Annotated in this window: 12 protein-coding genes and 1 pseudogene; 3 read left to right on the top strand and 10 right to left on the bottom strand. The window is 44.5% G+C overall.

Annotated elements, in window-relative coordinates:
* Positions 1 to 15: 15 nt before the first annotated feature.
* Entirely contained in the window at positions 16 to 1,083 is a 1,068-nt protein-coding gene (locus tag ACUTVW_RS22990) for a dockerin type I domain-containing protein (protein WP_445647892.1), read from the bottom strand.
* A 478-nt stretch (positions 1,084 to 1,561) separates the two neighbouring features.
* On the opposite strand from ACUTVW_RS22990, the gene ACUTVW_RS22985 reads away from it, so the two are divergent.
* Positions 1,562 to 2,017: a hypothetical protein gene (locus ACUTVW_RS22985; RefSeq protein ID WP_445647891.1), complete on the top strand. Its 456-nt coding sequence runs from the start codon at positions 1,562 to 1,564 to the stop codon at positions 2,015 to 2,017.
* A gap of 142 nt (positions 2,018 to 2,159) precedes the next feature.
* Here ACUTVW_RS22985 and ACUTVW_RS22980 read toward each other — a convergent pair whose 3' ends face one another.
* The 4 genes from ACUTVW_RS22980 to ACUTVW_RS22965 all read right to left on the bottom strand — a co-directional run bounded on the left by ACUTVW_RS22980 (position 2,160) and on the right by ACUTVW_RS22965 (position 5,764).
* Positions 2,160 to 3,452 carry an amidohydrolase gene (locus tag ACUTVW_RS22980; protein ID WP_445647890.1) on the bottom strand — a complete coding sequence of 431 codons (1,293 nt, stop codon included), beginning with the start codon at positions 3,450 to 3,452 and terminating at the stop codon, positions 2,160 to 2,162.
* Positions 3,453 to 3,528: 76 nt separating this feature from the next.
* Positions 3,529 to 3,822, bottom strand: coding sequence for a hypothetical protein (locus ACUTVW_RS22975; protein WP_445647889.1), 294 nt, complete (start codon positions 3,820 to 3,822; stop codon positions 3,529 to 3,531).
* A gap of 81 nt (positions 3,823 to 3,903) precedes the next feature.
* Positions 3,904 to 5,007: a saccharopine dehydrogenase family protein gene (locus ACUTVW_RS22970; protein ID WP_445647888.1), complete on the bottom strand. Its 1,104-nt coding sequence runs from the start codon at positions 5,005 to 5,007 to the stop codon at positions 3,904 to 3,906.
* The gene (locus ACUTVW_RS22965; RefSeq protein WP_445647887.1) at positions 4,991 to 5,764 is read right to left on the bottom strand and encodes a class I SAM-dependent methyltransferase; all 774 of its coding nucleotides are present in this window, start codon (positions 5,762 to 5,764) and stop codon (positions 4,991 to 4,993) included. Before ACUTVW_RS22965 ends, ACUTVW_RS22970 begins: the two co-directional genes overlap by 17 nt.
* Positions 5,765 to 5,896: 132 nt before the next feature.
* On the opposite strand from ACUTVW_RS22965, the gene ACUTVW_RS22960 reads away from it, so the two are divergent.
* On the top strand, positions 5,897 to 7,051 hold the full coding sequence (locus tag ACUTVW_RS22960) for a helix-turn-helix transcriptional regulator (RefSeq protein ID WP_445647886.1): 1,155 nt from the start codon (positions 5,897 to 5,899) through the stop codon (positions 7,049 to 7,051).
* A 150-nt stretch (positions 7,052 to 7,201) separates the two neighbouring features.
* Here ACUTVW_RS22960 and yidC read toward each other — a convergent pair whose 3' ends face one another.
* From yidC to ACUTVW_RS22945, 3 genes are all read right to left on the bottom strand, one after another.
* A complete protein-coding gene (gene yidC, locus ACUTVW_RS22955; protein ID WP_445647885.1) occupies positions 7,202 to 8,134 on the bottom strand; it encodes a membrane protein insertase YidC in 933 nt (310 codons plus the stop codon).
* A 478-nt stretch (positions 8,135 to 8,612) separates the two neighbouring features.
* Entirely contained in the window at positions 8,613 to 10,001 is a 1,389-nt protein-coding gene (locus ACUTVW_RS22950; protein ID WP_445647884.1) for an FtsW/RodA/SpoVE family cell cycle protein, read from the bottom strand.
* Positions 10,001 to 10,336 carry a PadR family transcriptional regulator gene (locus ACUTVW_RS22945; protein WP_445647883.1) on the bottom strand — a complete coding sequence of 112 codons (336 nt, stop codon included), beginning with the start codon at positions 10,334 to 10,336 and terminating at the stop codon, positions 10,001 to 10,003. Before ACUTVW_RS22945 ends, ACUTVW_RS22950 begins: the two co-directional genes overlap by 1 nt.
* 217 nt (positions 10,337 to 10,553) lie before the next feature.
* Between ACUTVW_RS22945 and ACUTVW_RS22940 the strand changes: the two genes are divergently transcribed.
* A complete protein-coding gene (locus tag ACUTVW_RS22940) occupies positions 10,554 to 11,144 on the top strand; it encodes an AAA family ATPase (RefSeq protein WP_445647882.1) in 591 nt (196 codons plus the stop codon).
* Between the two features lie 829 nt (positions 11,145 to 11,973).
* On the opposite strand, the pseudogene ACUTVW_RS22935 reads toward ACUTVW_RS22940, so the two are convergent.
* Both ACUTVW_RS22935 and ACUTVW_RS22930 read right to left on the bottom strand, forming a co-directional pair.
* A pseudogene (locus ACUTVW_RS22935) lies at positions 11,974 to 12,695 on the bottom strand (TIM barrel protein); the annotation flags it as partial.
* A 103-nt stretch (positions 12,696 to 12,798) separates the two neighbouring features.
* Positions 12,799 to 14,493, bottom strand: a complete 1,695-nt coding sequence (locus ACUTVW_RS22930) for a hypothetical protein (RefSeq protein WP_445647881.1) — start codon at positions 14,491 to 14,493, stop codon at positions 12,799 to 12,801.
* Between the last annotated feature and the right edge of the window lie 2 nt (positions 14,494 to 14,495).

The raw sequence follows: 14,495 nt of genomic DNA, 5'->3' as shown, positions 1-14,495 counted from the left end.
ATAGTAGCATTTAAATCAAAAAGGAAATGGAGATGGAGTCGGAACTGGGACGTGCGTTTTACTTATGATAAAGAACGGATCGATTTGAATATCATCCGGGTTTACCATAGGTGTAACTCCAAGAACGAGATACTTACCAGCTTCTGCAGAACTAATCATGTAACTACTATCTGTAGCGTTAGGTATAATTTGTTTATTTGTTCCTGACGAATCCGAGGAGGTATACCACTGATAAGATAAATGAAGGTTATAATTATTATCAACATTCAGCACTTCAACATCAGTTGATATGTTGCTGTTGACGTTTACCTCACCCATTAAAGAGTCATTTAGAACAACTGGTGTGTCCTGCTTCTGTTTGAAAGTAAGCACATAGCTATTATTCTTTGCTCCGAGGGTACCTCCAATATAGCCTTGCATGAAAGCACTCATGTCATTTTTCTTATCAGGTACACCGTTTCGATCGATATCCGCTTTGTTCATTTCCACATAGGAAACGGAGGTACTTCTACCAAACTGTATGTTACGAAGGTAACTGAATAATTCAACAGCATCGGCAGAATCCACATATCCGTCATTATTGAAATCACCTTTTTTGCTGATGTGAAGCTCAATAGTATCCGTAATGATTTCTGATTCCAAATTTGATTCTTCCGATAACTTGTAATGAGCTTTTAATTCAATTTCGACACGACCTCTGGCATGCGGAGTAACAACCAATTTATAGCTAGTATTATCATCATTAATCACGTCCACACTAGCGGTATTTTCATTACTAGAAATGGCACTAATGCTACCGTACTGACTCGATGGAAAATGAGTGCTCAAATCAATGGTTATTCTATTATCTAATCCAACCAAGATTGGTACAGAATTCTCCATAGGTCTCTTGGATGAGATACTTAACCAAGAGATGCCGCTGTTAAGTACTGGTTCTGAAATCACAAGATTAGATTCTGGTAATGTTGCATTCGCGTGAGGAAGCGAGCCGGCAAAAGGTAAAGCAATACCTAACCCTAGTGCGGCCAACATGCTTTTTTTCATGATCGGCTTTAATTTGTTGTGTTTATTTTTCCCCTTCAATTCATGTTCCTCCTCGTGTTTATCTGTCATTTCGTATAGATACATAGCAAGTATAACGACCTATTCTGAACCGATTCTGAACAGGTCTATAGAACTATTACCAGTTCAAAATCGACAAAAAACGCCATGGGATAGGCTCCCATAGCGTTTTAATTATCAAATCATTTCCAGTTCCTATTGATTTCTGAAAAAAATATTTTTCAAAGATCTACAGGTTCCCATATGTAGGTCATCATAAACATACATTTACCCTCTCTCATATACCAACAACAGAATATTCAATCCAATATATTACATGTTATACTTTAGTGTAATACACTAATTATACTTCAGTTCAATACACTAAATTGCACTTCCGCGCGCACCTCGAATTCCGGATATACTTCTATGCTTAAGCGAAATCAACAAAATTGTTTTTTTATGATAGATCTTTCAAGTTAATGACTTATGGAAAGGCGGTCATCTTATTAGAAAACGAATGGCATTAATCATTTTCTTCGTTAGTTTTATTGCGCTGATCATATTATATAAATTACCTTATGACGTTCAACAAAAATACACAGCTAGTACATTAGATGGGGAAAAAATCGAGATTCAAATGAATATGAAAGGTTACCTGGATTTCTTTAGACCTACTACCTTTAAAGGGAAAATGCTTATTGACGACAACGTATATGATGTTTTTGAACCTGAAAGGTCAGATCGTTTAATAGCTAAAATGAAGAAAAAAATGAATGGAGATCGATATTTCCCCATTATTGCAAACGAAAACCGAACTGATCTCGACGATTATTATACGATTCAGTGGGCTGACGATAAATTCAATAAATTATATTTCATTCATGCAAAAAATAATTCTCGGTATGTCGCACCAGCACAAAACGCCTTGGAAGCCAATAAAATATGGGGAGAAATACAGCACTTTTTACGATGAAATTAGAAATTTCTTTTGAATTAATCGATGCAATTCTAACAGATTACATGTTCATGAGTAGGCCTCCGGTGAATCATGCGCCTTTCACCGGAAGTTTACACGGCACCCCTTTTAGATATTATTTAAACGAAAATGATAATATTTAAATTCCTTCCACAATCCGCTTCGCGCGAGTACTCACTTCATGATATAACAGATCCTCATCTATCGTGAGCAGTTTCCGACCCCGCATCAGAACTTGTCCATCCACGATTGTGGTGTGCACATCCGCTCCATTTACGCTATAGGCCAGAAGCGACTCCACATTATGAATAGGCTGCAGATGCGGTTTGGCAAGGTCAATCAGAATGAGATCAGCTTTGTACCCAGGCGCAAGCATACCTACTTCATTCTGTAGTGACAACAGGTTTGCACTTCCACGCGTTGCCATATGAAGTGCTTGACGCGCGGGCAGACGGGTCGGATCGCCATAATCCAGTTTTTGCAGCCAACATGCGGCCTTGATCTCCTCAAACATATCCACCGTTGTAGCACTCCCTGCCCCATCCGTCCCGATTCCTACCGTAATATCTTCTGCGAACATGGCCTCAACCGGCGCAATCCCACATCCGAGTTTCAAGTTACTAACCGGATTATGAGCCACACCACCGCGCATCCCCTTCAGTCTGCTAATGTCTCCTGGAGTTAAATGAACAGCGTGAGCCAGCAGCACATGCGTCTGCTCAAACATTCCTGCTTCCTCCAAATATTCGGTCGGAGTCATACCATAACCGCTTCCAATCTTCTCCACTTCCTCCTTCGTTTCCGCCAGATGGATGTGCAATGGAATGTCGTCCTGAACGGCCATTGCAACCACTTCACGCAGGGGTTCCATCGGACAAGTATAAGGGGAGTGTGGTCCGTACATCGTTGTGATTCTTCCATTTGCCTTGCCGGACCAATGCTGCACCAGATCAATCGCTTCCTGCAGTCTGCGTCCTCCGTCATCCTCCATAAAAACCATACCGCGTGTCAGCGATGCACGTATGCCTGTTTCCGTGACCGCTTCCGCAATCTCATTCATATGAATATACATATCGGCAAAAGCAGTCGTTCCTGAACGAATCATCTCCGCGATAGACAATTGGGCTCCCCAATACATATCTTCGGGCGTCATTCGGGCTTCGGCGGGCAACATCTTACGTTCCAGCCAGTCCATCAGCTTCAGATCATCAGAAAAACCGCGCAGCAAGCTCATCGGCGAATGCTGATGTGCATTTACAAGCCCAGGCATAGCCAATTTGTTACGGCCATCCATTACATCATCCCCCGGCTGAGGCACGATATGGCTGGCGATCTGCACAATCCGATTTCCTTCCATCCGAATATCCCCCGTAAAAGGGGCTTCACCTTCTTGCATCGTTAGAATCATTGCTTGCTGAATCAAAATACTCATCGGTTTCACATCTCCTCTGGATTGGATCGTATCTATTCCAATTCCAGCGTAAGGCTTCACGCAGCGGCAAGGTCAATCATTTTAATCGGCCAATCGCCACTTGGTGGAACGTTTGAATAAATGGCTTGGGATCAATCTCCACCATATAAGGATACACACCCGTGCTGGTATGCAGATAGAAGAATCCGCCTTCCTGCCCCATTCGGCGAAAAGACATATCAAACACTTCTGTAATCATAAACTCCCTGTACTTGGTCACGATTCGATCCGAATAAAGGGTCATGGTGCGGGCATTCATCTCAATTTCCTGCGAAAGGGCGGTTACCTCACGCTGTACTCTGTAATAAGGCAATACGGCGATACTATCCATGTTTTCCCTCCAATCGCACTTGATCCATAATTCCATCATAGCAGATTGGAGCCTGCGGACAAAAATGCCTTACACATCGTTTTATCCGATCTTCGTTACTACCTTCAACGGCTGGGCAAGTTCATCCCCGATATCGTGTAACGAGAAACACTGCTCCACATGATACACACCCGGTTGTTGAGGTTTCGTGTACACTCTTTTTGCCACAGCCACAGCAACATCCGCTGTTACAACAGCTTCCTTTTCGCCAACAACAAGTTGTTGCATACAGATCCGCTCTCCGTTTTTCCAACCTGTCGCATCTACCTTCACAGCAAACATCGGTTTACCACCAGGGATCAAAGCAAATGCTTTTACCGCCATCCCACGAATCCAGCCGAGTCGCAACAGCTTCAATAGTCCTGCTCGTCTGGACATCGAAAGCACTCTGGTGATCCAACGGGAGTCTAAGCAGAGCCGAGTTGACACCGAAGGGATGCGAAGCGTACGAGCTACAGCCTGTTGGTCTGAAAAAGGAAATCGATAGGCCATACGCCGTCCTAGTCGCTCACCAAAATCAATCCTTTTACCACCGCTCAGGCTCTGCACTCTGGCTAGCTGTCCTTGCTGCATGACTTCATAAGTGGTATTCATCTGATCCACTGTCCATTCCACAGCCGCTTTGCCATGTTTCTCCCCAAGTCCGAGCATTACCGTGATATTCACCTCTTGCACTTCGTGCAGTTCAGTTGCCGCTTCACGAACAAGCAGATTGGTTATGCCGGGAGACAATCCGACACTGAGAATTGCGGTGGAACCAGCAGATTTTATAACAGAATCGAGCCGTTCGACCTGTTTCAAATAATCAACCTTGGCAGAGATATCGATATAATCCACTCCGGCCATGGCACAACTTTCAACGAAACGGGTATCGTTCTGATCTACACACATGATGACAAGTTTAACGTTTTGTAACATCGCAGAGTCTATAGGCTTCATAATGTTCAGTTGCAGCGGCTTAACTGCTCCACCTGTCTCACGGCTGAATTGTTCGGCGCGTTCCCGGCGTGTACCCGCTGCCCACACTTTGCCGGGAAATGCACGGGCGAGCTTAGTGCAGATCATCTGCCCAACCTGACCATATCCACCAACGACCCAGATTTGATCTTTCATGTTGCTTTGTTGTATATCAGTCTCTAATCGCATAATATCCCTCCACCCAGAATGCTCCGAAATAACGTGTTATCCGAGAAAAACCACACTCCGTGAGTAAACTCACCAAGGTTTCTGCTGATACAGGATCGGATGATTGACTTAGAGATGTCGCAAACCGCTCCCATTCCTCGGCAAGCACACCCGCTTGCAACATATGTTCCTTCCATGCCCTCATCATGACCGGATAAGCCGGAGAATGCAGATCTGCATTGACAGCCGCGATGATTAGAGGAGCGCGGGGTCTGAGCCTTTTGGCGAGATGCAGCAGAAAAGACTTTTTCGCTTCCAGTCCCCGAATAAAATGCAGCATCAACATGCTCGTTGCCCCGTCATATACTTGGCCCTCTGGCAATTGTTCGATCGTCACAGGCAGAAGTTTGACCTGGTTTATCATACCGGCTTCCTCTGCTCTTTTTTCCGCCAACTTCAACATAGGCTGAGAGGTATCTATACCTATCAACCGCCAATCGGGATGTACCTTGCCCAGCAAAGTGATCTCTTTGCCTCCTCCAGCTCCAGCAATCAGTACACTAATGTCGTTGTTATCCGCTATGGAAGCTGTAAGAAGCTTATCCATCAGATCATGCATATGAGCGTAACCCGGAATTTTGAGAGCGATAGATTGTTCATATCGATGGATGTCCGCGGTATCCCAGCTCATAGGAGAACGGTCACCCGACTGTTTATGATCAGTATCCGTGCTTTCATTTTGTTTTTCATAGCGTGTACCATATATATGATCCGTCATCTCTACTGCACTCCTCTGAATTTGAAGTTAGACTTGACTGTGTATTCGTCTACTTTCATTATAAAAGGATACTTGCAGACCACCATCCCATAAGTATGGGATATTGCAGAACACAGGAAGGAGCGAATCCACTTGGCAAGCTTGAACAGCCCACAGAATCTACACCGGATTACTTCTCTTGAAAAAGGAAGCTGGACTTCTCGCACCTATCGGGAGGCTGTTCTAAATCAGATTCAAACCGTCGTTGCATATGATGCCTACTGTTTCACAACTGTAGATCCTGCTACCCTTCTTTCTACAGGCGCTGTGACCGAAGATGGCATAGAGGCCATTCATGACCAGTTATTTTTCAATGAATATATGGAAGAAGATCTACATAAATATGCTGATTTGATCCAATCCGGTCAGTATGCTGCGATTTTGCATGCTTCCGTTCAATCCAGACCTGATATAAGTTCGCGTTATACCCATATTCTGCTGCCTGCAGGTTTTGGGGATGAGCTTCGCACGGTGTTTGTGAATAATAATGCTTGCTGGGGTTATCTCACGTTATATCGCAAACAAGACAAGCCTGCATTTTCAGAAGAAGAAAGGCTGCTCGTGCAGCACTGGACATCTTCAATTGCATTCATGCTGCGAACAACCCGTCTGATGCTCATGGAGGAACTTAAAGGTGGAAGTCCGCGGGAGCCCGGCATAGTACTTTTACAAGCTTCGCTGGAACCCGTCATGCAAAATGCAGCCGCACGTTACTGGTTATCGGAGTTACGCCGCTTAGAGCAGGTGGAAGCGGCTGTCCTCCCAAGACCTGTTCGCGCTGTAAGCTCTCATCTACTGCAATCTATCGCCATGAAAACAGCATCTGAAATGCCTGCATCGGAAGGTACTCTGTCGAAAGTATGTGTGCAATTGACAGACGGCCGTTATGTTATGCTTCAAGCCAGTGTGATGGAACAAATGGAGTATTCAGAACGGAACGAGCTTGCTGGTAAAGCGTTTCACATCGCCGTTTGGCTGGAGCAGGCCATGCCTCAGGATTTGCTTCCGCTCCTGTCCGAGAGTTATGCCTTATCTGCCAGGGAACGTGAATTACTCGGCTATGTACTACGCAGCTTTTCTTCCAAGGAAATTGCAACAGCCATGCATATTTCAACCTATACCGTTCAGGATCATCTGAAGTCCATCTTTGCCAAAACAAAAGTCTCCTCCCGCCGTGAGTTAATCTGGCATTTTGTTTCCCGTTTTCAGTTATCGGTGGAGCCAGAGATATCAGGACCAGGCGCATAAGTTAAGTTATATACACAAAAAAGAAGCGCGTCTCTATGGACGCGCTTCTTTTTTTGTATTTAAACATTATGAATCATTTATGATTTAAAAACACAACGAAGATCATCACGGCTTCACATACCTTGCAATTCCAATGATCTCTTATCTTATCTACGACTTGGCTGGTTTAGCAGAACGTTTGGCAGCGCCTGAATTTTTAGTGTTCTTCGCGCTCTTGCTATTAGAGCCTTTGGTGTGATTCATCTTTTGCGTAGTTATTTCTTCCGTCACCGCAGCCTCCTGCGGGTGTTCCACCGGGTACATTTTACGGAACAGAAGGGTCTGTAATACCAGGAACGAACCCCCAACGGTCCAATACAGCGGCATAGCCGCTGGTGCCGATAACGAGAAAAATGCCATTATCAGCGGGGAGATGTATCCCATAATCGCAAATTGTTTACGTTGCTCAGGAGCCATATTGGCTTGAGATACCTTTGCCTGAATCAGATAAATGACTGCGACAACTACAGCTAGTACATAGTCAGGCGCTCCAAGCTTAAACCACAGAAACGAATGTGACGAAAGTTCTGGTGTCAATCGAATCGCTGTGTAAATCCCCGATAGAATAGGGAGTTGGATAAGCATTGGAAGACATCCAATATTAAGCGGATTGAACTTATGCTTTTTATATAAAGCCATCGTCTCTTCAGACTGCTTCTGCCGGTCAGCCGCATCACTCTTACCTTCATATTTTTTCTTGAGCGCATCCAGTTCAGGTTTCATCGCATTCATAATCACACGTGTTCCCTGCTGGGACTTGGCTTGGCGCATCATAAGTGGCAATAAAGCCAGACGAATGACCAGTGTAATGATGATAATCGCTACACCATAACTCCCATTAAATACACTGGCAATGTGCTGAATCAGATACGAGAGTGGAAACACGATGTAATGGTTAAAGAAACCTGGTGTTGATGAATTAATCTCCGATACATTATTACTGCATCCGGCAAGCAGCATGACCGCGAATAAAATCGCAATCAGGCCATAGATCCGTCCCTTGCCAGATGTAAGTGTGAACCTCTTGTTTGTATTATGTTCCATATAGATCCTCCTCGTTGATGGGTTGATTCCATTCTCAACGAGGAATGACAGTCGGGCTCATCTTCATCCGGTGCTTCTTTTCGTCTGACCATGCGGCTCCAGTTTTCAACCCTGTGCTGTCTGTTTAAGCCTAACGCCGGAAAAACGGGTTCGATTCCGCCCCCAGCGCCGCCCTCCATCCAGTACTCCGTCATGCCACAATGAAGGTGTGCAATATAAGCATAACTCACCGTAAAAATCAGGCCGATGGAGAATATATACGGCAATAGCTCATGTAATTCAAACAAGAGATTCACCCCCTTCATACGTTTATTTTTACATTATATCACTTACATATGACGTTTGCATAAAGGAACTGCTTCAAAACTCAAACTCGGGTCTAGTCCGTTCTTTATTTGGACAATTCTATCTGAACTCGGTGTATCGCCAGATAAGCAATATCCATATTGCCCCTCCGGTAAATCTCGGACACAGTCCATCATCTTTCTGGTAAAGTCAAACTCTGCACCGTGTGGGTACGGTTGTAGTTACGGCTTAAGGAAACGGTATCCTTCCTTCGATAAACACCGATAAGCAATCCGATCATGGCGTATTCAAGTATCACATGGGAACCATATCCGATAAAGGGAAATTTAATACTCATGATGGGTACCATTCCCGTGATGATCGCAACTGAATAAATCAGTTGAAGTGCAAGTGTAACTGTTACAGAAAGGACAACGAACGAACCAAACTTGTCTTGTACACGCGGCAGTATTTTAAATAATGTACTTACAAACCACACAATGCCAACAAAAAACAGCGCACAGGCAGACCATCCGAACACATCTATAAGCATAACTCCTGGATAACTCAGATAAAGATATTTTAAAGTTGAACCTATCGCAATGTCCGTCCCATTCCCCCACCATCCTGCTGTTTTGACGATATCGATAATAGCGTTATTCATAAATCCCATACCCTTAGAGTCTTGATCCAGATTAAATACAGCAGATAACCTTTCGAATCGACTATATTGATCTGTCATAAGCAATAACAAACTTGCAGCCGCTCCGCAAAAACAGGCAGTAATCAGCGTGTACAACCACTTTCTTGTAATCCATCCGAACAGTAGCAAAGATATGCATCCAAATAACAATAATCGGACCCAATCCGAGATTTGATAGATGAGTACCATAGGCAAAGCTACTAATGCAATATAGGTAAATATCATTCGCACGTTCAGACCCGAACGAAAATGAGGAATCACAATCCCGCCGATCGCGAGTGGCAGTATCCAAAGTGCAGCTGTGGTAACATCAATGGTGAAGCCATATGGTAATGAAAAGAATCTATTCATGCCACCATACGAGTCCGCTATCATCGGGGTAATCCATAAGAGGACATTCATTAGAATGTATACCCACCAAGCAGATTTAATCCATTTCCTGTAGTCAAAAAAGAGACAGAACAACATAGCTAACATCCCCATACTTGTATACAGTAGATGAACGGATGAGTATTCATATCCCAAGCCTAACAAACTATTCGTATAAATCCAGGTCAAAACCATACCAATAAGAGCCATCCCCACGACTCCCGACAATAATCCCCAATGCATCCGGTGACGATGAATTTTGTGCATTCTTTTGCCTAGATCAGCCGGATCACCCATTTGTTCAATAGCATATGTGGCAGCTTCCACAGGGGAAAACCCTTCCTGCTCCTTGTCATGGATCATCTCTTCGAGATGATTCCCAAGTTCTTCACGAAGATCATTATGTACTTCACTCGCCTTAACCTGACCACAGATTCGATCCAGATATATCTGAATCTGCTCCTTTTTTTCTTTCTGCTTCCCCTGCTCTTTTGCTTCCTTCAGATTCATCAGGTTAAACCTCCTTCACCAAGTACACGATCTACAGCACCGCGGAATAAGGACCATTCTGCTTTTTTCTCCTGCAATGCCTGTATGCCTTGCTCTCGAATGGAATAATATTTCCGTTTTCTGCCCTCCACTTCTGCCCAATAAGCCTCAACCCATCCTTCGATTTCCATGGCGTGTAGAATAGGATACAACGTTCCTTCTTTGAGACTAAACACTCCCTCCGATTGACGATGCAGTTCCTTAATCAACTCATAGCCATACATGGGTTGTCCATGAAGTAAGGTTAAAATTAAAGTTTCTGTACTTCCTTTAATCATTTGTTTATTGATCTGCAAACAAAACTCTCCCTCCTAAGTACATTGCTTAATGCATCGGAAATCTATGCATAGTTAATCTAGGTGTCATATTACCTTATAATTCCTTATATGTCCAGCACCCAATTAATATATTTATGTTAAAATACCTCTATCTAGCCTTGAATTGTGAATAGATTTTTTCCATCTTCACAGATTTAGACAGACCGATATCAAGAATTAAAGGAGACATTCTCGCATGAGCAAAAGTAAACTTATTTTCTTTCTCGGCGGAGCCGGAAGTGGCAAAACTACGCTCGCCAAAGCGCTCTCGCGTAAATATAAAGCAGCCTTTCTGGATATGGATATCCTGCTTCGTCCAGCAGCTGAGGCAATCATGACGTTACAAGGGCTTGATCCATCAGATCGGGATTCACCGGAATACAAACGGCTGTGCCGTGATTTGGGTTATCGAATCACGATGGACGCCGCTCTGGACAACGTGCAGCTTGATGTAGATACTCTCGTGGTTGGGCCTTTTACCAAAGAGACCGAGACACCCAATTGGATTGAACAGGAACTCGCACGCATTGGCCGTTCCCTTATTGACACCGATGTTCGAGTCGCTTACATTTATTTGCAGGACGAGGCATTGTATCATCAACGAATTACAGCAAGACACTCTCCACTAGATGAATGGAAACTAGCTAACTGGGATGCGTTCCGTGCTTCTCTTGATCGAAAACAAGTGGCCTGGCCGCTTCCAGCGGAATCTGTTGCATATATCGACAACTCCTGTGATGATCCTGCTATTACTTTTGCTGAATTGGAACGACGGATGTATGAGTGAAAGGAAGGGTGACTTTTTCAAAAGAAAGGTGTATTCATGAATTCTGCAGAAATCGTTTAATGGAAATTGGAGTGTACCGGTTGAGTCAATTGTGATTGGACTGTGGTGAAATGCTGGTTTTACCGGGCACGCTTTCTCTGGGGCGCAGATATGTGGGGTGAACTGGAGCTGGTTCGGGTATGATGGGATGCAAGTTGCGTTGAGCGTGCGGGTGTGGGTATGAAGGCAATCAAACTCTAACGATCGTGAGAGAGCTTATTTTAACCTTTTGGTTCATTTTAAAATTCTAACGATCTCAGGTGACGCTATTTTCCGAAAAAAGGCCTAGATACACCCCAAAAGTTACTGAAATAACGAAATAAGCTCTCTGGTGATCGTTAGATTTTCATATCAGTCTATATGGAGAAAATAAGGTTCCTGGTGATCGTTAGAAATTTAAGAGTAAGGATGTGAACTCGCTTTTGTTATTAGTATCTGATACGTTGTTGTTTTCCTATCACCGTTCCGCTCCATCGATATGGAAGAGGGGTACATCTGATATAAAAAAAGACCAGTTTCACCTAGCCTGTAATGCTAATAAAACTGGTCCTTTTTTTCATACTGCTTAGTTGGAGATCATTTTTTGTCATGCAACACTCAAATCTTACTTTTACCTTCCTGGGACTTCTCTTGCCTTCTTCTGACTTCTTTTTACTTGCTCTGCTCTGTTCTTGCTCTCGTACTTCACCCTACTCTTTTATGCTAAAATTCCGTACATACTCCTCATTCCACTCTTCCCTATGTTCACTACTGCATCACCCTTCATTCGGCTGCATCTTTTTCTCCCGACGTTCGCTTCACGCACATTATCATATAGCCCCATCCGATCCATCATCATTCCATGGCCGATATCGTACCATAATCCAAGTGGAGCGCCCTTCATCTGACCGATAATGGTGCCCGATTCCTGTAGTGTAGGCATCTGGTAACAGCGAGAACTAGTCTCAATTCCGAAGTTCACACCGTATCCACGCTGCTCCGACAGATTACATACCTCTTCCAGGCTTTCCTGGATACGTCTCAGATAACGTTCACTGCCAGCATTCCGTTTCTCCAGCATCTCCTGCCACAACGATTGATAGGCCGGGGAATCCTTGCCTTGCTCGTGATAGATTTTTTTCAAAGCTTCATCGATGTTATACTCGAACGGTACTTCGCCCGGATGTACAACAACCGCCTTCGCACCAAAGCGATGAGCATATTCGGCGGAACGAAGTAGCAGTTCAATGGCCCGTTTGCGCCGCGGTTCATCCTCGAATCCAAGCAGCACCGAATCCGTTCCATAATCCGGATCGGCTACATGCGGAAACGTGTTATGCACACTTGATACCCCACTTGACCACGTTCAATCATCGGTTCAACCGTCTGCAATAACTCATCTGTCACATTATAATTTAACTCTACCTGCCTGAAACCAAGCGACAGAATCTCTTCAATCATACCCTGTCCCGCCGTACGCCGCTTGATATTCCAGCATGTCGAGAAGGAGAATTCTTTCTTGTCGGTATATATTTACTCTCCCCTTCCTCCTTCCGTAATTTCACCCTACCGTAGCCATAAATGCTTAATCATAGTCTTCTTTCTAGCCCTATAATAGCCGTCTCACATCATTGATCTACTCACTAACTTCGAGTTCAAACCTCATCCGCTTCTCTGTCGCACCCGGAATATAGCGATAGATTATTTCAGCATAATCGGTATACATCAAAACCGTTGGTTCAGGCGCTTCCGCTTTTACAGAACAAGTCAGTCCCGGAAGCTCCCACCGCTCTCGCTGTAAATTCTGAGGAAGCAGATTGGGTCCTCTAATTTCGAAATAAACTTCAATCTCTTCCGCCGTATCCAGCTGCACATCCACATTCAATGATTCAGGGGTTACCTCCGCTTCGAATGTAATGCCTCGCAGATGGCTGTTCCAGTCTCCACCTGTTTCACGCCGAATCAGACGCAAGTAATACCGCTCCCCTGTATCGGTCTGCCAATGAATCGTCGCTGGATGCATCTGGCCGTTCGTATTGCGGCTACCGGACAAGGCTCCCATCATACGTTTCTCACCAATCCAGGCCGAAGCTGTACACAAATTACGATTCGCTTTCGGGTCATTACGTTCACACAGCTCCATGAACTGTTTTCGCACGAGCCGATCCCCTTGATGAGCTTGGAAATAAGGTACAGCCTGAGCAGGGACATCAATACCCAATAGCGCAATCATCGGATCATGACCCGATTCGCAATTCATGCCCGTTAAATACTCGTAACCTTCTCCTAGTAAAAGATAGAGAAACACGCCGATCGAGCTGTGCTCACGCATCTCCATATCATACGCTCGTGCAAACGGGCCCGACAGATTTTCCAGATTCGCATTATAAAACAGCGCTATATTGTTCCATAATCCATGTTCAATCCGATGTGCAATTTCAGTCATACGTTCAGTTATGGCATACTTTCTGAACATACCAAGTACGGCGAGATCCACTCCGTAATAAGTCGTTGTATTGAACTCGGCAAACGTTCCACCATACTCGTCAAATTCCTGCAACAGACCTTCAGCCTGTTCATCTGCATGTTGAATCCAGTCTGTCCGCTGGAACCGATGTCCATAATAATGGGTGATAAAAATATGCATCAGCTCAATGTTCGTGTTCATCGGAATCACATCCGACAATCTGCGTTCCACGGAACCCTGAACAGCGCGTTCCATCGCTTCATCCATTCGCTGTATCAGCTCATCTGGCAGAAGTTCCACAAACTCGGCTGTCGCTATCGCACATACACATGCGATAAATTCCCGCCAATTCGGATCATAGCTGATCCAGACCGGAGGCAACACGGCGTTCACTGACGCATCAAACAGTTCTCTCAATTGTTTAATGTCTGCGCCTTCCTTTAACAAATCATTTTCTTGCTGCAGATTATGAATGAACTGCGCAGACACCTTCTCAAAGGTGCGTTCCAGGAAATAAGCTGTGCCTGGCGCAAATGATTTCCATGCATAATGCCCTATAGGCGGATGCTCGTCGTTCGTCTGCGTCGCAAAGGTACCGTGATAGATTTCTTCCGGCGCATCATATTGATAGTCGAGCACCTTATGAAGCACACGTATAGCCTTTCCCACATCGCCGGACTCCTGACGAATCAGTAAGCCCAGCGCATAATGCGCACTCCCCCGTGTGCCGTACTGCGATGAATCATCTTCAAAGCTGCGAAGCAATGCGACTTCATCGTCATAAAAACGATCCATCATCGCCATAGATTGCCTGACCAGATGTTGCTGTTGGTTTGACATCATCTTTACCATTGGTTGTGTCATGT

The organism is Paenibacillus sp. TSA_86.1 (assembly GCF_052691815.1).
The sequence above is the reverse complement of the archived record's forward strand: the minus strand, read 5'-3'. Positions and strand labels throughout refer to the sequence as shown.

Bases quoted from the DNA above. Each gene is read 5' to 3' on its own strand.
- ACUTVW_RS22985 (WP_445647891.1), top strand. From the start codon at position 1,562: ATGGCATTAATCATTTTCTTCGTTAGTTTTATTGCGCTGATCATATTA.
- ACUTVW_RS22980 (WP_445647890.1), bottom strand. From the start codon at position 3,452: ATGAGTATTTTGATTCAGCAAGCAATGATTCTAACGATGCAAGAAGGT.
- ACUTVW_RS22975 (WP_445647889.1), bottom strand. From the start codon at position 3,822: ATGGATAGTATCGCCGTATTGCCTTATTACAGAGTACAGCGTGAGGTA.
- ACUTVW_RS22970 (WP_445647888.1), bottom strand. From the start codon at position 5,007: ATGCGATTAGAGACTGATATACAACAAAGCAACATGAAAGATCAAATC.
- ACUTVW_RS22965 (WP_445647887.1), bottom strand. From the start codon at position 5,764: ATGACGGATCATATATATGGTACACGCTATGAAAAACAAAATGAAAGC.
- yidC (WP_445647885.1), bottom strand. From the start codon at position 8,134: ATGGAACATAATACAAACAAGAGGTTCACACTTACATCTGGCAAGGGA.
- ACUTVW_RS22950 (WP_445647884.1), bottom strand. From the start codon at position 10,001: ATGAATCTGAAGGAAGCAAAAGAGCAGGGGAAGCAGAAAGAAAAAAAG.
- ACUTVW_RS22940 (WP_445647882.1), top strand. From the start codon at position 10,554: ATGAGCAAAAGTAAACTTATTTTCTTTCTCGGCGGAGCCGGAAGTGGC.
- ACUTVW_RS22930 (WP_445647881.1), bottom strand. From the start codon at position 14,493: ATGACACAACCAATGGTAAAGATGATGTCAAACCAACAGCAACATCTG.